Origin of the sequence: Roseomonas sp. KE2513 (assembly GCF_016107305.1) — a bacterium.
GTDB lineage: Bacteria > Pseudomonadota > Alphaproteobacteria > Acetobacterales > Acetobacteraceae > Roseomonas.
On sequence record NZ_RCVR01000002.1, the window covers coordinates 273783 to 290952 of the forward strand.

The window sequence follows — 17170 nt, forward strand, 5'->3', positions numbered from 1 at the left end:
GACCACCATGTCCGCACTGACCGATTACGCGCGCAACCTCCTTGCCCGCGCTGTTTGCGCCCGTGGCCCAAGCCTTCCGACCACGGTCTACGCCGCCCTAGGCACCGGCGGCACGGCGGCCGCGGGGCTGAACGGGGAGCCGGCCGGCAACGGCTATGCTCGCCAGCGCGTAACCTTCACGGGTACGGGCACGCAGCAGAACGCCGAGGCGATCCGCTTCGTCTTCTCCGCCTCGGCCGGCACGCTAACCCATGTGGGGCTTTACGACGCGGCCTCGGGCGGCAACCCGCTCCTCGTTGCCCCCCTCGCCGCCCCGGTGGTGGTGAGCGGCACGGGCACGGTAACTGTGGCCGCCAACAGCCTGGCGGTGAACCCCACCTGAGGGACCGCCCCCGCGACCGGCGTGACCGGTCGCGGAGGCCTGGGCCCCGGCCGTGCGGAGCGTTCGGGGCCTGCGATTAATCTTTTTATGACATGCTCGGCGGCCTGCTGCGCCGTCGCCCGACTTCGCCCATGATCCGCAACGATATCGCCGGAGGCGTCCGGCGAATGCCTTCCTGGGGCCGCGGCGAGGGGTGGACGATCCTCTCGCGGGCCTCGCCGGGCCGCTCGCCGAGTCCCTTCACCTCTTGCTGACGGAACTGCACGAAACCGCGCTCTCAGGCGATCCCGAGGCGGCGGCGACGCTGTCCGAGCTGTCGGCCGACCGCTCGGTGATGGACGGGATCCGCCGCCGACTGGCGCGCGCGGGGGTCTCGATGCAGGACGGGCTGGACCTGCTCTTCCGCGCCACCTCGCTCTTCGAGCGGGCGGTCTGGCTGATCCGCCGCAGCGCCCTCCTCCTGCCTCGGACCGGCGAGGAGCGCGTGCCCGATGCGGCGGCCGCAGGGGAGGATACGATGCCGCTGGCCGCGGAGTAGGCCCGCGCTCAGTGCCAGTCCCGGCTTCCCGGAAAGGTGGGGGAGCGTGAATCGGGCCGGTGGTCCGTTCCGCGCGACACCTCATCCGCACGGGCCAGCGGCACGGGCACGGGGCCGAGCAGGTGCAGCCCGTCCAGCAGGTCCGAGCGGTCCTCCAGTTTCTGGCCGAGAAGATGGACGACGGGCACCGCACCCTCGTCGTAGCGCTCTACCTTTCCCTCCACCAGCAGCAGGCGCGCGGCCACCACGGGAGCGCGGTTGGCCGCGATGGTCGCTGCATGGAGGACGAGATTCACCGTGCCGAACTCGTCCTCCAGCGTGAAGAAGACGACGCCTTTGGCGGTGCCGGGGCGCTGACGCACCAGCACCAGCCCGGCGACTCGCATCCGCTGCCCCTGCCGCCCCGCCGCCACCGCCCGGCTGTCCCAGGCCCCGATTTCCGCAAGTCTCGGCCTCAGCAGCGCGAGCGGGTGCGCGCGCAGGCTTAGCCCCGTCGCGCCGTAGTCGAGCACCGTCGCCTCGCCCCGCGTTTCCGCCGGCAGGCGCGGCGCGGCCTCGGCGGCGATGAAGAGCGGCAAGGGCGGCACCGCCCGCTCCACCGCGGCCGCTTCCCAGAGCGCGCGGCGGCGGTCGAGGCCGAGGCCACGGAAGGCGTCCGCCCGCGCCAGCACCTCCAGCGCCACGCGGCCCAGCCCGGCGGCGGCGAGGGCCGCAGGGGAGACCGCCGGGCGGAGCGACGCAATCCTTTCCCCGTTCTCCTTCGGCAAGCCCGAGACGAGGCGCAGACCCAGCCGCAGCGCCCACCCCTCCCCGTCCTGTTCCAGCGTGCAGTCCCAGTCGCTGGCGGTCACGTCGGCCGGGCGAACGGCGACGCCATGCTCGCGCGCGTCGCGCACGATCTGCGCCGGCGCGTAGAAGCCCATGGGCTGACTGTTCAGCAGCGCCGCCGCGAAGGCCGCGGGATGGTGGCGCTTGATCCAGGCGGAGATGTAGACGAGCTGCGCGAAGGAGGCCGCGTGGCTCTCCGGAAAGCCGTAGCCGCCGAAGCCCCGGATCTGGGAGAAGCAGCGCTCGGCAAAATCGGGCTCGTAGCCGCGACGGACCATGCCGCCGACGAACTCGTCGTGGAAGGTCTCGAGCTTCCCGTCGTGCTTGAAGGAGGCCATGGAGCGGCGCAGCTCGTCGGCGCGTGACGGCGTAAAGCCCGCGGCGACGATCGCCATCTCCATCGCCTGTTCTTGAAAGAGCGGCACGCCAAGCGTCTTCTCCAGCACGGCGCGCAGTTCGGGCTTCGCGTAGTCCACCGGCTCCTGATTGTTCCGGCGGCGGAGATAGGGGTGAACCATGTCGCCCTGGATCGGGCCGGGGCGGACGATCGCCACCTCGATCACCAGGTCATAGTACTTCGCGGGGCGCATGCGCGGCAGCATGTTCATCTGCGCCCGGCTCTCCACCTGGAAGACGCCGAGGGAATCCGCGCGCGCCAGCATGGCGTAGGTCTCAGGATCGTCCTGCGGCACCGACTGCAGGTTGTGGTCGATGCCAGGATAGCGCCGCAGCAGGTCAAAGGCGCGGCGGATGCAGGAGAGCATCCCGAGGCCCAGCACATCCACCTTCAGCATCCGCAGCTCGCCGATGTCGTCCTTGTCCCATTCGACGGTGTGGCGGTCCTTCATCGCGGCCTTTGTGACGATGGCCAGCTCCGTCAGCTTGCCGCGCGTGATGACGAAGCCGCCGACATGCGTGGCCAGGTGGCGCGGGAAGCCTTGCAGCTCCTCCGCCAGATCCATCGCCATGCCAAGGCGCGGGTCGGCGTCGGGATCCAGCCCCGTGCTGCGTGCGACATCCCGCAGCCCTTCCACGCCATCGTGCCAGGAGGCCTTGGCAAGGCGGCCGGTGATGTCGTCCGAGAGGCCCATGGCGCGGCCGACCTCGCGCACGGCGCTGCGCGTGCGGTAGCGGATGAGGGTGGCGGTGATGGCGGCGCGGTCGCGGCCGTAGCGCTTGTAGATGTGCTGGATCACCTCCTCCCGCCGCTCGTGCTCGAAGTCGATGTCGATGTCGGGCGGCTCGCCGCGCGCGTCGCTCAGGAAGCGCGCGAAGAGAAGGCGGTGCTTGGAGGGATCGACGGCGGTAATGCCGAGCACGTAGCAGACCGCCGAGTTGGCCGCCGAGCCGCGCCCCTGGCAGAGGATGCCCTGCGAGACAGCGAAGCGGACGATCTCGTGTACCGTCAGGAAGTAAGCGGCGTAGTCGCGCCGGTCGATCAGCGCCATCTCCTCGGCGATCTGGGCGGCCACCTTCGCGGGCGCTCCCTGCGGCCAGCGCGCCGCCACCGCCTCCGCCACCCTTTGCGCGAGGGTTTGCTGCGCGGTCAGGCCCGGTTCCAAGATCTCCTCGGGATATTCGTAGGAGAGGTCGCGCAGGCTGAAGCGGCAGGCCTCCACCACGTGCAGCGTCGCCTCCACCGCCTCCTCCTGCCCGGCGAAGAGGCGGCGCATCTCGGCGGCGGGCTTGAGATGCGCCTCCGCGTTCGGTGCCGCGTGCAGGCCGAGTGCGTCCACCGTCACGCCCAGCCGGATCGCCGCCACCACATCCGCCAGGCGCCGGCGGGAGGCGACGTGCATCCGCACGCCCCCCGCCGCCAGCAATCCCGCCCGCGCCGCGCCGGCCATGGCCGAAAGCAGCCGCAGGCGACGCCGGTCGTCGCCGGCGAAGCGGTGATGCGCGGCGGCGAACATCGGCAGGGCGAGCGCGCGCCGCATGGCCGCGGCATCCGCTCGCAGGCGCTCGGCGAAGGCGTCGTCCGGCGCGTCGGGCGGCACCATGGCCATCACCTGTCCCTCCGCCGCCGCGATCAGGGCATCGCGCGGGATGGCGCATTCGTCTTTCTCTCCGGCCATCCGGGCGGCGGAGAGCATCCGCGACAGCCGCGCATAGGCCGCGCGGTCAGTGGGCCAGACGAGGTATTCCCTCCCGTCCTCCAGCGCCACGCGGCAGCCGGGCACGAAGCGCAGCCCTGCCTCCTCCGCCGCCGCCATGCCGCGGACGAGGCCGGCAAAGGAGTTGCGGTCGGCGATGCCGATCGCGTCGTGGCCGAGCGCCTTCGCCGCCGCCGCCAGTTCCCAAGGGTGGGAGGCGCCCTCCAGAAAGGTGAAGTTCGACATCGCGGCCAGCTCGCCGAAGCCGCTCACGGCATCAGCCCGTGCAGGAACCAGCCGCCCTCTCCCGGGCCGCCAGCGCGGCAGATCCAGAAGCGGCGGCCATCGGCCATTTCCAACCGGTAGTAGTCGCGCATCGGGCGGCCCGGGCGGTCGCGCCACCATTCGGGCGCCAGGCGCTCCGGCCCCTCGCCCGCGCGCACCTGGAACCAGGTGCCACGCCAACGGATGCGGAAGGGCGGCTCGTCCGGCAGCACCGCCATGGCCTCCAGCCGCTCCGGCCGGCGCAGCAGGCGCAGGGGGCGCGGGCGCGCGGCCCAGCCGGCCGGCACCGGCACCGGCACCAGAGGGGCGGCGCGCTCCACCGCCCGCTCCGGCCAGTGGCTCTCCCGCGGGTGCAGGCGCCAGGCGGGCAGGCGCTGCGCCACGCGGTCCAGCAGGGCGGCCAGGGCGGCGCGCTCGTCCTCCGCCCCGAAACCGGGCTGGGCAGCGGCCAGAGGCTCCGTCTCCTCCGCCATCAGCGCGATACGGTCGAAGCCGAAGCCGGGCGCGAGCGCTTCCAGCTTCGGTGCCAGCAGGCGGGAGAGGTGGCGTGGGTCGCGGCCGGCGAGGCCCAGCCCGACCGAGACTTCCTGCACGCCGCCATCCGCCCGGTGCGCGCGCAGCACCAAGCGGCGCAGCCCCCTCCCCTCCTCCGCCAGCGCGGCGCAGAGCCGCGCCAGCAGGCGGTCCGCCGCCGCGTCGATAGCGGTGCGGGTGATCAGCGGCTCCTCGAAGTCGAGGGCCACGTGGCGATCGGGCACGGGGCGGATGCTGCGGAAGGGCTCGGCCACCGCCCCCGTCGCACGGTCGAGCGCCAAAGCCAGCCCTGCCCCGAAGCGCCGGACCAGCGGCCCGCGCGGCTGCGCCAACAGGTCGCCGATCCGGTGCAACCCGAGGCGCGCGAGATCGAGATGTGGCACCTCCGCCCCCCGGAGGGCGGAGAGAGGCAGGGGGGCCAGGACCGCCGCCTCCCCGCCTGCCGGCACGCGGGCGGGGATGCCGCAGCGCGCGAGAACCATCGCCGCCCCCGTCGTGCCCGCGACCGCCGCCGAGGCCGCGTGGCCCAGCCGCGCCAGCCCCGCCACCGCCCGACGCATCACCGTCTCCTCCTCGCCCAGCACCGCCCGGGTGCCCGCGATATTCACAAGGAGGCCGTCCGGTGGGTCCGGCGCCACCAGGGGCGCGATCCGCAACGCCCAGAGGGCGAGCGCCGAGAGCCGCGCCGCCGCCGCTTCCGGCCGGTGCGGCAGCGCTGCGACTTCGGGTGCCAGCGCCTGCGCGTCGCCCAGCGTCTGGCCAGGCCGGAGCCCCAGCGCCACCGCCTCCGCATCCACCGCGGCGACGAGGCGCCGGTTCCCCAGCATGTGCCAGGTGAGGATGGGGCCGGGCAGGCGCAGGACCTCGGTGGCGAGCCAGGGCAGGTGGAGCGCAAGGATCCGAGGGCCGGCGGGGGAAAGATCGTCGGAGGCATCGGGCGCGGGGGGGAAGGAGCACGAGGATTCTGCCCCTATACGCGGCGTGCGGCAGGCCCTTCGTCTCATCCCCGCTCTCCCCAACGAGAGAAAGGGCGGAAGGGCCGCGGCGGAGAGGCCGAATCGAGGGTCATCGTTCTCTAAATGTTCTTGTCGGCGCGCCCGATGGCAAGCACCGCCCGCAAGAACCCGCCCAAAGGTGGTGGAGCGGCAGGGCAAGCTTCGGAACCCCGCATACCCACCCGGAAGCGCAGCCCCTTCCAGACAGATGAAAGCGCACCATCGAAACAACTATACTGATTAATGCTCCATCAAAACATCGGACAAGAAGCGCGGAGCACCAGCCTACCGCCCGCGCCGCGCGACTCGTCGTTTTCTTTGAGTCGGGAGGAGCCATGTCGGGGTGGGCAGATCTGCAACTACCTTAACGAAGTGTGAAGGCATCCCTCGATTCCCCTCCCATCGTCATGCTAGCCGCCATAGCGTGACGTCAGCGTCACAGACGCTGTCTGTCCGTCAAGGCAGGGGCGGAGGATCCAGGAATGGAAATGAACGTGAGCGGCTCTGTTGTTCCGTCGTTGAAATCGACCCTGGCCGGGTCAGTGCGGCCGCATGACGGCATCCTGTCCGCCATCAGCGAGCTGGCCGACCACGTGCGCGCCAGCAATCTCAAGCAGGCGGACGACCTGCTGACGGAACTTCTCGTCCTGCTCCATATGCAGAAGACGCGTTGAGCCGCCCGCCCTCCATCGCTTTTCCCGCAGGAGAGTGACGCGGCCGCAGCCTGTAGCGGAGCCGTGAGTCGGATGTGGGGCGCTCGATGTCCTGGGAGGCACGAACCGCAGCGGCATGGGCAGGTGCAGCCGCCTTACGGCTTGCGCCGGGAGGACTGAAATACCGGTTCTACTGTAATAATGCCTTGGACCGGCCAGGCGATGGCGGCCTTCCCAGCACGGTATCCTGGAGGAATGCTGCCAGAGAGGATTGAACTCTCGACCTCTCCCTTACCAAGGGAGTGCTCTACCACTGAGCTACGGCAGCGTACCGGCCTGCGGGCGTGGCGCTAACTACCCGCCTCCACCGCCGCGCGCAACCCTGACGAGCCAGGAAGTGCAGTCCTCGGACCGCTTGACCCGCCGCCCTGCCCCCGCGATGCCTTCCTGGCCATGACCGACGACCCGCCCGAGCCCCCTACCCCCGCAACGCCGCCCCCGAAGCCCGCCCGCAGCCCTGCCCAGGCTGAGCGCGAACAGCGCCTAGCCGCCGCGCTCCGGGAGAACCTGAAGCGCCGCAAGGCCCAATCGCGGGAGCGCGGCCCGCGTCCTCCCGCCACCGAGAAGGACTGAGCGCTCAACTCCCGCAGCCAACCGGTTGCCGCCCCGCGGCCCAGGGTCTATCCCCCGCCCCGCCCCGCCTGCCGCAAATCCCGGGGAAGTGCCCGAGGGAACCCCATCATGCCCATCATGCCCGACCACTGGATCCGCCGCATGGCGACGGAGCAGGGCATGATCGAGCCCTTCGTGGAGGCGCAGCGGCGGGAGGGGGTGATCTCCTACGGCCTTTCCAGCTACGGCTACGACGCCCGCGCCGCCGGGGAGTTCAAGATCTTCACCAATGTCGACAACGCCCTGGTGGACCCCAAGCGCTTCTCGGACGAGAGCTTCGTCACCCGCGTGGGCGATACCTGCATCGTGCCGCCCAACTCCTTCGTGCTGACCCACACGGTCGAGTATTTCCGCATCCCGCGGGACGTGCTGGTCATCTGCCTCGGCAAGTCCACCTATGCCCGCTGCGGCCTCATCGTGAACGTCACCCCACTCGAGCCCGAATGGGAAGGGCAGGTGACGATCGAGATCAGCAACACCACCCCCCTGCCCGCCCGCATCTACGCGAATGAGGGCATCTGCCAGTTCCTTTTCCTTCGGGGGGAGACGCCGCCAGATGTCTCCTATGCGGACCGGGCGGGCAAATACATGCACCAGCGCGGCGTCGCCCTGCCGCGGCTCTAGGAACGATCATGGACCGCATCCGTCTCCGCGGCGGCCGCCCGCTGCGCGGCAGCATTCCAATCGGCGGCGCGAAGAACGCCGCCCTCCCCCTGATGGCCGCCGCCCTTCTCAGCGAGGGGCCGCTCGTGCTGACCAACGCCCCCGCGCTGGACGACACGCGCACCATGGCCGGGCTGCTCGCCCAGCACGGCCTTTCGGTCGATCACGACACCAACGCCCGCACCATGACGCTTGGGGGGACGGCGACGAACCTCGTCGCGCCCTATGACCTCGTGCGGAAGATGCGCGCCTCCGTCCTCGTCCTCGGCCCGCTGCTGGCCCGCTACCGGGAGGCGAAGGTCTCGCTCCCCGGCGGCTGCGCCATCGGCACGCGCCCCGTGGACCTCCACCTCAAGGGGCTGGAGGAGATGGGTGCGAAGATCGACCTCGATTCCGGCTACATGAACGCGACCGCGCCCGAGGGCCTGCGCGGCGCCAAGATCTACTTCACCCAGGTCTCGGTCGGCGCCACCGAGAACCTGCTGATGGCCGCGACGCTGGCCGACGGCATCACGGAACTGGTGAATGCGGCCCGCGAGCCCGAGATCGACGACCTCGCCCACTGCCTCATCGCCATGGGCGCCAGGATCGAGGGCATCGGCACCGACCGACTGCGGATCGAGGGCGTGAAGGCCCTGCACGGCGCCACCCACCCCATCGTCCCCGACCGGATCGAGGCCGGCACCTTTGCCTGCGCCGCCGGCATTACCGGCGGCGAGGTCCTGCTGGAGGGCGCGAAGCTCGAGCACCTCGGCACGGTCGCCCGCGTGCTGCGGGAGGCGGGCGTGGAGGTGGACGAATCCCCGAAGGGCGTCATCGTGAAGCGCCTCTCCGGCCTTCGCGGCGTGGACGTGATGACCGAGCCCTTTCCGGGCTTCGCCACCGATATGCAGGCCCAGTTCATGGCCCTGATGGCGGTGGCCGAGGGCGCCTCGATGATCACCGAGACGATCTTCGAGAATCGCTTCATGCACGTGCCCGAGATGAACCGCATGGGCGCGCGCATCAACGTCCACGGGTCTTCGGCCATCGTGCGCGGCGTCTCCCGCCTCTCCGGCGCGCCCGTCATGGCGACGGACCTGCGCGCCTCCGTCTCTCTCATCCTGGCCGGGCTGGCCGCGGGGGGCGAGACGATCGTCAACCGCGTCTACCACTTGGACCGCGGCTACGAGCGGCTGGAGGCGAAGCTCGCCGCCGTCGGCGCCGATATCGAGCGGCTTCCCGGTTAGCTCAAGAATCCTTCATCGAGACCTCGCGAAGGCGGTGCTAGGCTCCCCCATGGACCACCCGATCAATTCCCAGACCCTCCCGGCCACGGCCGGGACCACCGGCCTCATCCTCGCCCTGCCCAAGGGCCGCATCCTCAAGGAAGTCCAACCCATCCTCGCCCGCGCCGGCCTGGTGCCGGGCAGCGACTTCCACGACGAGGACAGCCGCCACCTGCGCTTCCCCACGAACCACCCGGGCCTCGACGTGGTACGGGTGCGGCCTTTCGACGTCGCCACCTTCGTCGCCCATGGCGGCGCGCAGATCGGCATCTGCGGCGCCGACGTGCTGATGGAGTTCGACTACCCCGAGATCTACGCGCCCCTCGACCTCGGCGTCGGCCGCTGCCGCGTCAGCGTCGCGGGCCCCGCCGACGACCCGGTGGAGGGCGAGTACGCCCGCTGGTCGCGCGTGACGGTCGCCACGAAGTATCCGGGCATCGCCCGCCGCCACTTCGCCGCCCGCGGCGTGCAGGCGGAGGTCGTGCACCTCAACGGCGCGATGGAGCTTGCCCCCTCCCTCGGCCTCGCGCGCCTTATCGTGGACCTCGTGCAGACCGGCTCCACCCTTAAGGCGAACGGGCTGGTGGAGCGCGAGGTGATCGCCCCCGTCACCTCCCGCCTGATCGTCAACCGCACGGCGCTGAAGACCGAGCCCGAACTGATCGGCGCCTGGCTGGCCCGCTTCCGCGAGGCCCTGGCGGCATGAAGCGCCTCGATACGAGGAACGCCGGCTTCGAGGCCGGCTTCGCCGCCCTGCTGGACATGGCCCGCGACACCACCGCGCGCGTGGACGGGGCGGTGGCCGAGATCATCGCCCGCGTCCGCGCCGAGGGTGACGCCGCGCTTCTGGACCTGACCGCACGCTTCGACCGCTGGCAGCCCCGCGACGCCGCCGCGCTGCGCGTGACGGCCGAGGAGATCGACGCGGCCACCGCCTCCATCCCGGCCGACCTCATGGCCGCGCTGGACACCGCCGCCGCCCGCATCGAGACCTTCCATAAGGCCCAGATGCCCACCGACGTCACCGTGCCGGACCCGGCCGGGCTTACCTTGGGCATGCGCTGGAACGCCGTGGACGCGGCCGGCCTCTACGTGCCCGGCGGCAAGGCGGCCTATCCCTCCTCGGTGCTGATGAACGCCATCCCCGCGCGCGTCGCCGGCGTGCCGCGCTTGGCCATGGTGGTGCCGACCCCTGACGGGGAGCTGAACCCACTGGTGCTCGCCGCCGCCCGCCGCGCGGGGGTGACAGAGGTCTGGCGCATCGGCGGCGCCCAGGCCGTGGCGGCCCTCGCCTGGGGCACGGCCAGCATCGCCCCCGTGGACAAGATCACCGGACCCGGCAACGCCTATGTGGCGGAGGCCAAGCGCCAGGTCTTCGGGCGAGTCGGCATCGATTCCATCGCCGGCCCCTCGGAGGTCGTGGTGCTGGCGGACGGCAACCAAGACCCCGCCCGCGTGGCCATGGACCTGCTCGCCCAGGCCGAGCACGACGAGGCCGCCCAATCCATCCTCGTCACCAACAGCCCGGCGCTCGCCGATGCCGTGCCCGCGGCGGTGGAGGCGGCGCTGGCCACCCTCCCCCGCGCCGCCATCGCCGGCGAATCCTGGTGCCGGCACGGTGCGGTGGTGCTGGTGCGCGATTGGACGGAGGCCGCGGCCCTGACCGATCGCTTGGCGCCCGAGCATCTCCAGATCATGACCGCCGACCCCGCCGGCCTCTTCGCCCGCATCCGCCACGCGGGCGCGGCCTTCCTCGGTCCCTGGTGCCCGGAGGCGCTGGGCGACTACGTGGCCGGGCCGAACCACGTGCTGCCCACCGGCCGCACCGCGCGCTTCGCCTCCGGCCTCTCGGTGTTCGATTTCCTCAAGCGCACCACCTGGATCGCGGCCGAGGAGGCCGGGCTGCGCGCCACCGGTCCCGCCGCCGTGGCACTGGCCCGGGCGGAAGGGCTGGAGGCTCATGCACGTAGCATTGCGGGCCGGATCGGGATGGCCTGAGGGGCGGCCCCTTCCCGCCTCCCGCAGGTCACCAATGCAGGCGCAAACCCGCCATTTCCTTGACCGGGACGCCCCGAAGCATCATCTTTCGGAGGCTCTGCCACAGGATGCGCGGTTCCCCACCGGGGCCGCGCTCATTTGCGTGCCGGGCCGGGAGCGCATCCGCGCCCTCCGTGGATCCATGCGCCGCCCCCTTTGGCAGGGCGCCGCGCTCATTATGAAGGATACGCATGTCGAAGGAAGACATGATCGAGTTCAGCGGCCAGGTGATGGAGCTTCTGCCCAACGCCATGTTCCGCGTGAAGCTGGACAACGAGCACATGCTGCTCGCCCACACCAGCGGCAAGATGCGCAAGAACCGCATCCGCGTGCTCGCCGGTGACCGCGTGAACGTCGAGATGACGCCCTACGACCTCACCAAGGGCCGGATCACGTTCCGCTTCAAGTGACCCCTGTTGACGGTGACGGCCCCCTGACCCGGGGCCCGACCGCGGGGCTGGACGACGCCCTCTCCCGCCCGCCCCTGATCCTTGCCAGCGCCAGCCCGCGTCGCCTGGACCTGCTGGCCCGGCTCGGCATCGTACCCGACCGGATTGAACCCGCCGATCTCGACGAGACGCCGCGCAAGGCGGAGTTGCCGCGCCGCCTCGCGCAGCGCCTGGCCCGCGCCAAGGCCGAGGCCGTCGCCCGCCGTTCCCCCAGATGCCTTGTGCTCGCCGCTGACACGGTGGTGGGCGTGGGCCGCCGCATCCTCGGCAAGCCTGCGGACGCCGCCGAGGCGCGTCGTTTCCTCGACCTTCTCTCCGGCCGCCGCCACCGCGTGACCACCGGCGTCGCCCTCGTCACGCCCGACGGCCGCGTGCGGGAGCGAGTGGTCGAGACCACCCTCGCCTTCCACCGGCTGACCGACGCCCAGGCGGAGGACTACGTCCGCTCCGGCGAGTGGGAGGGCAAAGCCGGCGGATACGCCATCCACCAGCGGGCCGAAGTCTTCGTGCGCTTCCTCTCGGGCAGCCACTCCAATGTCGTGGGCCTGCCGCTTTTCGAGACCGCGCAGCTCCTTCGCGGCGCCGGCTGGCTCACGCCTTGACCCCCGCCACGGCGCCGGCGGGCCGCCATGGCTGAGCCCCGGATCCTCGTCTCCACCTCCCCTGGGGAGCGCCGCGTGGCGCTCTGGCGAGATGGCGCGCTGCAGGCGGCCTTCGTCGAACGGCCCTCCCTGCCGGACGGTGTCGGGGACATCCATCTCACCCGCGTCACCGCCCGCGTGCCCGCCCTCTCCGGCGTCTTCGTCGCGATGGAGGGAGAGGTCGGTGGCTTCCTCCCCGACGCCCAAGGCGGCGAGGGCGTGACCGAGGGCACCTCCCTTCCGCTGCGCGTCACCCGCGCGGCGCAGGGCGGCAAGGGGCCGCGCCTCTCGGCTACTGGGGTGCCGAAGGACCTTCCACGTGACGGCCCACTCCGCCTGTTGCACCGCGGCCCCGACGCCGCGCTGCGGCTAGCAGCCGCCCATCCCGCCGCCCCCGTCCTGTCGGACTATCCGGCCGAGGCCGCGCGCCTGCGGGCCGCGCTCGGCGCGGGGCGCGTGCAACTCCTCTCCCGCCCTGCCTTCGACGAGGCGGTGGAGGCTGAGTTCGACCTGCTCGCCGCCGCCGAAGTACCGTTGCCGGGCGGTGGCCGCCTGCTGGTGCATCCCACCTCCGCCCTCACGGCGCTCGACGTGGACACGGGCGCTGCCGCCGGGCGCGACAACGGCGCCCACCGGGCTGTGAACGCCGCCGCCCTGACCGAGGCCGCCCGCCAGATCCGCCTGCGCCACCTGGCGGGCCCGATCCTCCTGGACCTCGCCGGCGGCTCCGCGAAATCGCGTGCCGACCTGCTGCCAGCGCTGCGTCGGGCGGCCGGGCCAGACCCCCTGCTCCGCGTGGTCGGACTCACGGGCCTCGGCCTGATGGAGATGGTGCGAACCCGCGTCCACCCGCCCCTGCACGAGGTGCTCGGCCAGCCTATTTCGCCTCTCACCCACGGCCTCGTTGCCCTGCGCCGCGCCGCGCGGGAGGCCGCGGCCCGTCCTGCCGCCACCCTGGCGCTGCGGGCACATCCGAAAGTTCTGGCGGCCCTTCGCGGCCTGCCCGGCGCGCTGGAGGACTTCGCAGCGGGGGCCGCGCACCCCATTTCACTGGTTTCCGACCCGACCCTGGCGCCGGGTGAGGACGTGATCGAGGACCAGCCAGCCCATGCCGGATAACAAGAGCGCCGCCTGCCCCGTCTGCGGCAAGCCCGCGCAGCCCAGTGCCCGTCCCTTCTGCTCGCCCCGCTGCCGCGCCATCGATCTCGGTCGCTGGCTGGGGGAGACCTACGCCGTTCCGGGACGCCCGGAGACGGCGGAGGAGCAGGACGTCGATTGATCGCGAAGAATGCGCGTGGGCGGGATGGACAGGCGCCACGGCATCGTCTATCCCCCGCGCCTCTACCGGCGGCAACGCCGCTTCGCTTGGGCCCAGGTAGCTCAGTTGGTAGAGCATGCGACTGAAAATCGCAGTGTCGGTGGTTCGATTCCGCCCCTGGGCACCATTCCTTTGCTGCTTTTTTTGCTGGATTTTTCGGTGAGCGCTGCGTTGCGTAGCTGTGGCCGAAGACACAACCATCCAGTGGTTGCGGCCTCATTTGTATCGAGGCCGGCATCCGTAGCGGCGCCTGTCCGCGCTCATTACCTGACGCCGACCTCACCCCGAGAGATTGTAGTGGAACGCAGAAACCCACGCTCCGCCGGATGGGGCTGTTGCCTGACTGCGAGATGGTGAGGTCTTCAAAAAGGTGCCCGGTTGGGTACGCTACTCCCCCACGGCCGACAGTCTATGAGTCCTGCGGCAACATCGTCATCGCGTGCTCCGACCCTTTTCATGAATCCAGCACTCCACAACGGCAGCACCATTATACTTGCAAGCTGGCCGACATCACGAAAAGTGAGCAGCCGAGCAGGGAACTGGAATACGCCGCCCGGTCTGGCCTCTACCCGAGAGTGTGAGGCTCCCGAATCATAACTAACCCGACTTCTAACGCCGCCCCCACAGCGACGCCCTCTTAAACACTTCAAGGTGGATTGGAGCGATTCGATCCCACCGATCTGACATGGCCGGCCCCGCCGGCCCCGCCGACCTCGACGCCGAGCTGATCCGTCTTTGCGCCGAACGCGCCTGGCGCATCGAGGCAGCGAACGATGCGGCCGACGTCCAGGAGGACGGCCCCACCTGGCGCGCCTATTCCGAGAGCCGGGATGCGATCGGCCGGGCGAGGCCGGTAACGCTGGCCGGGATGATCGCCAAGGCTCGGGCAACGCAGATCGAAGCGAACTCGCCGGACGGCTCGGTAACCCTGTCGGGCACCGTGGCCGAGGGCTGGGCGCGCGACATGCTGGACGACCTTCTGACCATGGTGGGGAGGCTTAGGCCTCTCTTCATTCGGCCTTATGGGACCTGCGGGCTGCGGCCTGCTCCGTTCACCCATGAGGTCACAGAGTGCTCAGGACGCTTTCACGGTGTCCGCATGGACGCAACCAAGATCCACGACATCGCCGAATGGCGTAGCCACTTGGCTTACTAGCTCGGCTTACCATTCGGCTGTGCGATCCGCTTACTGATATCCTCGCCTCTCTGGCGCAGGGCTTCAGCTGCTTGTGCCAAGCTTGCTTTGGCGTCAGCTCGCACAGCCGGATCCTCGGCTTCCTTTGCTAAGTTCGCCAATATCTCAACCGCTTCGGCAGTGTGCATGAGCGAGTACTGCCGGGCCTCGTGTAGGATCTCCCGCGCCAGCTGCTGGTCCTCTCCTGCAGCCGCTGGATCGGTCGAGACCTGTTCCAAAATATCGAAGTAGCCTCGAAAAGCGAGTGACTGCTGCTCTTCAGATAGGTCCTCCCGGCCAATCTTCGACATAAGCTGCACCGCCTTGATCAAGCGTTTGTCCATTTTTTTCTCTTATTTACTAAAAGCTCACTTTGTTCGAGGTGTCCTTACAGCTTGCTTACGTCTCATGCGATGCGTGGACGGCCAGGCCGTCGCCGGTGCCACGCTCTTGACCCATACTGGTGGAGTCTCTGGCTGGAGCTGCGCCGCCGCCACCGGCTGAGATGCATGTGGGGCCCCATGCTCCTCCACCAGCGAGGCGATCGGGTAATCCACATGGTAGCCGCAGCCGCACCGGATCATTAGCCAGCCTTGACGGTTCCGAGCTGGCGCGCGCGGCCGGTCCTCAGCATTGCTTTGCAGCTGCAGCTGACCCGTCACCTCAGCACAGCACGCACCTGGGCCAGCAAGAGGCGGCGGCCCTCCTGATCCAGGCTAACTCGGATCGTCCCGGCTCGGCACAACATGGCTCGCCCCTCACGGGTTCTGGCGGCTAAGGCGGAGCTTCAGCACGGCATGCTTCCTCCCGCCAACGGCTTGAACAAGCCCGACTGCCGATCGGCGTGCCAACCGCACGTTAGCAGACTGCCAGTTCGTGCAGCCAAGCACCAAGCTCAACCACCGAGATGGCCTCCTTCTGTCTAGCTATGGCAGCAACTGGTGTTCTACCCACCCTGGCTGAAAATCGCAGTGTCGCGGGTTCGATGCCGCCCCCAGGCACCACCCCCCTAAGATCCGGCGCAAGCTACCGCCCAGCCTTTCACGGCCAGAGGATGAACGTCGCCGTGAGAAGCCCCACATCCCCGCCGCGCGGCGGATCATTCTTCCGCGGCGAGAGGAGAGGCGCGCATTGAAGGACGCTGATCCGTGGCAAGGCCGGACGACCTGGTCGGCGCCCCCACCCGCGCCGACCATCAGCACAAGCGGGAGGTCCGGCATGTCCGGTAGGTTGTGGTCGCTCGGGATCCTGCTGGTGGCGCTCGGCCTAGCCGCGCGGCAAGTCGGCTGGGACACGCTTCTCTGGCTACCGATGAGGGCAATCCATTCGGTGCTGTGGATCCCCTCCGCCGCGATCGAGGCGATCCGCTCCGATCCCGGCACCTACGGGGTCGTGGCGCTCGGCGTGATGCTGATGGTGGTCGCGAGCCTGATCCGTCGCCGCGGCGGCTGAGCCGCCACGGCGCTGATCGGGCTAGACGCCGTGCTTACCCAGTCCGGTCGTCTTCGCCTTCGTTTCCTGCGTCACGCCGTTGTCGGGGCTGTCCAGCTCATTCGGCTGCCCCGGCGCATCGCCCTCGGCGCCCTTGACCTTGATGTTCACCGGCCCGCCCGGGGCATCGGGCCCCGTGAAGTTGTTGTTGTCGCCGGGGCTCGGCTTGTACTGGTGCTCCGGCAACTTGTCGCGCGGCCTCGGCACCGGCCCGCTCATCGAGGACCCGCTGGAGACATTCGCCTCCTCGGGCATGATGTGGGCGCCCTTTTCCTTGTTCGTATCGATCATGGCGCTCTCCTTGGGGAAGCTGAGGGCCTAACGCCCACGGCGCGGCGGGGTTCGCCCGGGCGGCCATTCCGCACGACGGAAGGCATCTGAGCCTTCGCCCTTGCGTTGAGGAAGGCCGCAGAGGAGCCCATGCGATGATCGAGGCCGTGATTTTCGACGTGGATGGAACGCTGGTCGATTCCGTCGATCTCCACGCCCACGCCTGGCAGGACGCCCTCCGGGATTTTGGCCACGAGATCGACTACGCGGAGGTCCGTGGGCAGATCGGCAAAGGCGGGGACCAGCTCATGCCCGTCTTCCTCGACGCGGAGGAGCTGGAGGAAAAGGGCAAGGCCTTGTCCGAGCACCGCGCCCGCATCATGCAGGAACGCTATATGCCGCGGATCCGGCCCTTCCCGGCGGTGCGCGACCTCTTCCTCCGCATCCGTCAGGACGGCACCCGGATCGCCCTCGCTTCCTCCGCGAAGGGGGACGAGCTGGGCGTCTACAAGAAGCTCGCGAATATCGAGGATCTCGTGGACGCCGAGACCTCCTCCGACGACGCGGAGCGGTCCAAGCCCTTCCCCGACATCTTCCAGGCCGCGCTCTCCGCCCTCGGTGGGCTCGATCCCTCCCGCGCTGTCGTTGTGGGCGATACACCCTATGACGCGGAGGCCGCCGGCAAGGCGGGGCTGCGCACTATCGGCGTCCTCTGCGGCGGCTTTCCAGAGGCGGACCTTCGGCGAGCCGGCTGCGTCGCGGTCTATGCGGACCCGGCAGCGCTTCTCGCCGGCTACGAGGCCTCGCCCCTGGCCAGGGTTCCCGCGATCGGCTGAGAGCCCACACTACCCCGGCCAATCGATTGCACCCGCCGAAAAG

Annotated in this window: 19 protein-coding genes and 2 tRNA genes; 16 read left to right on the top strand and 5 right to left on the bottom strand. The window is 70.2% G+C overall.

The genetic code is table 11. The features are described from left to right. Positions 1-7: 7 nt before the first annotated feature. Both D9599_RS03505 and D9599_RS03510 read left to right on the top strand, forming a co-directional pair. Positions 8-382 (top strand): hypothetical protein, encoded by a 375-nt coding sequence (locus D9599_RS03505; protein ID WP_198379830.1) that lies wholly within the window; start codon positions 8-10, stop codon positions 380-382. A 193-nt stretch (positions 383-575) separates the two neighbouring features. Beyond that, the gene (locus D9599_RS03510; RefSeq protein WP_198379831.1) at positions 576-920 is read left to right on the top strand and encodes a hypothetical protein; all 345 of its coding nucleotides are present in this window, start codon (positions 576-578) and stop codon (positions 918-920) included. 8 nt (positions 921-928) lie between these two features. Here D9599_RS03510 and D9599_RS03515 read toward each other — a convergent pair whose 3' ends face one another. Beyond that, complete coding sequence (locus tag D9599_RS03515) at positions 929-4114, bottom strand: error-prone DNA polymerase (RefSeq protein WP_309228527.1); 3186 nt, start codon at positions 4112-4114, stop codon at positions 929-931. Beyond that, the gene (locus D9599_RS31125) at positions 4111-5664 is read right to left on the bottom strand and encodes a DNA polymerase Y family protein (RefSeq protein ID WP_232480118.1); all 1554 of its coding nucleotides are present in this window, start codon (positions 5662-5664) and stop codon (positions 4111-4113) included. Before D9599_RS31125 ends, D9599_RS03515 begins: the two co-directional genes overlap by 4 nt. A gap of 473 nt (positions 5665-6137) precedes the next feature. Here D9599_RS31125 and D9599_RS03520 point away from each other — a divergent pair, with 473 nt between their 5' ends. Next, positions 6138-6329 (top strand): hypothetical protein, encoded by a 192-nt coding sequence (locus tag D9599_RS03520; protein WP_198379833.1) that lies wholly within the window; start codon positions 6138-6140, stop codon positions 6327-6329. Positions 6330-6564: 235 nt separating this feature from the next. Here D9599_RS03520 and D9599_RS03525 read toward each other — a convergent pair. Continuing rightward, positions 6565-6636 (bottom strand) — tRNA-Thr (locus D9599_RS03525). Between the two features lie 125 nt (positions 6637-6761). Between D9599_RS03525 and D9599_RS03530 the strand changes: the two genes are divergently transcribed. From D9599_RS03530 to D9599_RS03580, 11 genes are all read left to right on the top strand, one after another. Beyond that, a complete protein-coding gene (locus D9599_RS03530; protein WP_198379836.1) occupies positions 6762-6941 on the top strand; it encodes a hypothetical protein in 180 nt (59 codons plus the stop codon). Positions 6942-7049: 108 nt separating this feature from the next. Next, positions 7050-7604: a dCTP deaminase gene (dcd, locus tag D9599_RS03535; RefSeq protein WP_198379837.1), complete on the top strand. Its 555-nt coding sequence runs from the start codon at positions 7050-7052 to the stop codon at positions 7602-7604. Between the two features lie 8 nt (positions 7605-7612). Then, on the top strand, positions 7613-8872 hold the full coding sequence (gene murA / locus D9599_RS03540) for a UDP-N-acetylglucosamine 1-carboxyvinyltransferase (protein ID WP_198379838.1): 1260 nt from the start codon (positions 7613-7615) through the stop codon (positions 8870-8872). A 49-nt stretch (positions 8873-8921) separates the two neighbouring features. Continuing rightward, positions 8922-9617, top strand: a complete 696-nt coding sequence (hisG, locus tag D9599_RS03545) for an ATP phosphoribosyltransferase (RefSeq protein ID WP_198379839.1) — start codon at positions 8922-8924, stop codon at positions 9615-9617. Beyond that, on the top strand, positions 9614-10909 hold the full coding sequence (hisD, locus tag D9599_RS03550; protein WP_198379841.1) for a histidinol dehydrogenase: 1296 nt from the start codon (positions 9614-9616) through the stop codon (positions 10907-10909). Before hisG ends, hisD begins: the two co-directional genes overlap by 4 nt. A 230-nt stretch (positions 10910-11139) precedes the next feature. After that, complete coding sequence (infA, locus tag D9599_RS03555) at positions 11140-11358, top strand: translation initiation factor IF-1 (protein WP_043836045.1); 219 nt, start codon at positions 11140-11142, stop codon at positions 11356-11358. A 23-nt stretch (positions 11359-11381) separates the two neighbouring features. Further along, entirely contained in the window at positions 11382-11999 is a 618-nt protein-coding gene (locus tag D9599_RS03560) for a Maf family protein (protein WP_375373031.1), read from the top strand. 27 nt (positions 12000-12026) lie between these two features. Beyond that, complete coding sequence (locus D9599_RS03565; RefSeq protein ID WP_198379842.1) at positions 12027-13157, top strand: ribonuclease E/G; 1131 nt, start codon at positions 12027-12029, stop codon at positions 13155-13157. After that, positions 13147-13317, top strand: a complete 171-nt coding sequence (locus D9599_RS03570; RefSeq protein WP_198379843.1) for a DNA gyrase inhibitor YacG — start codon at positions 13147-13149, stop codon at positions 13315-13317. The genes D9599_RS03565 and D9599_RS03570 overlap by 11 nt, the downstream gene beginning before the upstream one ends. Positions 13318-13407: 90 nt before the next feature. After that, positions 13408-13483, top strand: a tRNA-Phe gene (locus tag D9599_RS03575). 558 nt (positions 13484-14041) lie between these two features. Further along, positions 14042-14512 carry a hypothetical protein gene (locus D9599_RS03580; protein WP_198379844.1) on the top strand — a complete coding sequence of 157 codons (471 nt, stop codon included), beginning with the start codon at positions 14042-14044 and terminating at the stop codon, positions 14510-14512. Here D9599_RS03580 and D9599_RS03585 read toward each other — a convergent pair. Continuing rightward, positions 14509-14874: a hypothetical protein gene (locus D9599_RS03585; RefSeq protein ID WP_198379845.1), complete on the bottom strand. Its 366-nt coding sequence runs from the start codon at positions 14872-14874 to the stop codon at positions 14509-14511. The two genes, D9599_RS03580 and D9599_RS03585, sit on opposite strands and share 4 nt — an antisense overlap. Before the next feature lie 874 nt (positions 14875-15748). On the opposite strand from D9599_RS03585, the gene D9599_RS03590 reads away from it, so the two are divergent. After that, positions 15749-15982, top strand: a complete 234-nt coding sequence (locus D9599_RS03590) for a hypothetical protein (RefSeq protein WP_198379846.1) — start codon at positions 15749-15751, stop codon at positions 15980-15982. A 21-nt stretch (positions 15983-16003) separates the two neighbouring features. On the opposite strand, the gene D9599_RS03595 is transcribed toward D9599_RS03590, so the two are convergent. After that, positions 16004-16312 carry a hypothetical protein gene (locus D9599_RS03595; protein ID WP_198379847.1) on the bottom strand — a complete coding sequence of 103 codons (309 nt, stop codon included), beginning with the start codon at positions 16310-16312 and terminating at the stop codon, positions 16004-16006. A 134-nt stretch (positions 16313-16446) separates the two neighbouring features. On the opposite strand from D9599_RS03595, the gene D9599_RS03600 reads away from it, so the two are divergent. Next, positions 16447-17127: an HAD family hydrolase gene (locus D9599_RS03600; RefSeq protein ID WP_198379848.1), complete on the top strand. Its 681-nt coding sequence runs from the start codon at positions 16447-16449 to the stop codon at positions 17125-17127. The last annotated feature ends 43 nt before the right edge of the window (positions 17128-17170 follow it).

Bases quoted from the DNA above. Each gene is read 5' to 3' on its own strand.
- D9599_RS03505 (WP_198379830.1), top strand. From the start codon at position 8: ATGTCCGCACTGACCGATTACGCGCGCAACCTCCTTGCCCGCGCTGTT.
- D9599_RS31125 (WP_232480118.1), bottom strand. From the start codon at position 5,664: ATGAGACGAAGGGCCTGCCGCACGCCGCGTATAGGGGCAGAATCCTCG.
- D9599_RS03520 (WP_198379833.1), top strand. From the start codon at position 6,138: ATGGAAATGAACGTGAGCGGCTCTGTTGTTCCGTCGTTGAAATCGACC.
- D9599_RS03530 (WP_198379836.1), top strand. From the start codon at position 6,762: ATGACCGACGACCCGCCCGAGCCCCCTACCCCCGCAACGCCGCCCCCG.
- dcd (WP_198379837.1), top strand. From the start codon at position 7,050: ATGCCCATCATGCCCGACCACTGGATCCGCCGCATGGCGACGGAGCAG.
- murA (WP_198379838.1), top strand. From the start codon at position 7,613: ATGGACCGCATCCGTCTCCGCGGCGGCCGCCCGCTGCGCGGCAGCATT.
- hisG (WP_198379839.1), top strand. From the start codon at position 8,922: ATGGACCACCCGATCAATTCCCAGACCCTCCCGGCCACGGCCGGGACC.
- hisD (WP_198379841.1), top strand. From the start codon at position 9,614: ATGAAGCGCCTCGATACGAGGAACGCCGGCTTCGAGGCCGGCTTCGCC.
- infA (WP_043836045.1), top strand. From the start codon at position 11,140: ATGTCGAAGGAAGACATGATCGAGTTCAGCGGCCAGGTGATGGAGCTT.
- D9599_RS03565 (WP_198379842.1), top strand. From the start codon at position 12,027: ATGGCTGAGCCCCGGATCCTCGTCTCCACCTCCCCTGGGGAGCGCCGC.
- D9599_RS03570 (WP_198379843.1), top strand. From the start codon at position 13,147: ATGCCGGATAACAAGAGCGCCGCCTGCCCCGTCTGCGGCAAGCCCGCG.
- D9599_RS03580 (WP_198379844.1), top strand. From the start codon at position 14,042: ATGGCCGGCCCCGCCGGCCCCGCCGACCTCGACGCCGAGCTGATCCGT.
- D9599_RS03585 (WP_198379845.1), bottom strand. From the start codon at position 14,874: ATGGACAAACGCTTGATCAAGGCGGTGCAGCTTATGTCGAAGATTGGC.
- D9599_RS03590 (WP_198379846.1), top strand. From the start codon at position 15,749: ATGTCCGGTAGGTTGTGGTCGCTCGGGATCCTGCTGGTGGCGCTCGGC.
- D9599_RS03595 (WP_198379847.1), bottom strand. From the start codon at position 16,312: ATGATCGATACGAACAAGGAAAAGGGCGCCCACATCATGCCCGAGGAG.
- D9599_RS03600 (WP_198379848.1), top strand. From the start codon at position 16,447: ATGATCGAGGCCGTGATTTTCGACGTGGATGGAACGCTGGTCGATTCC.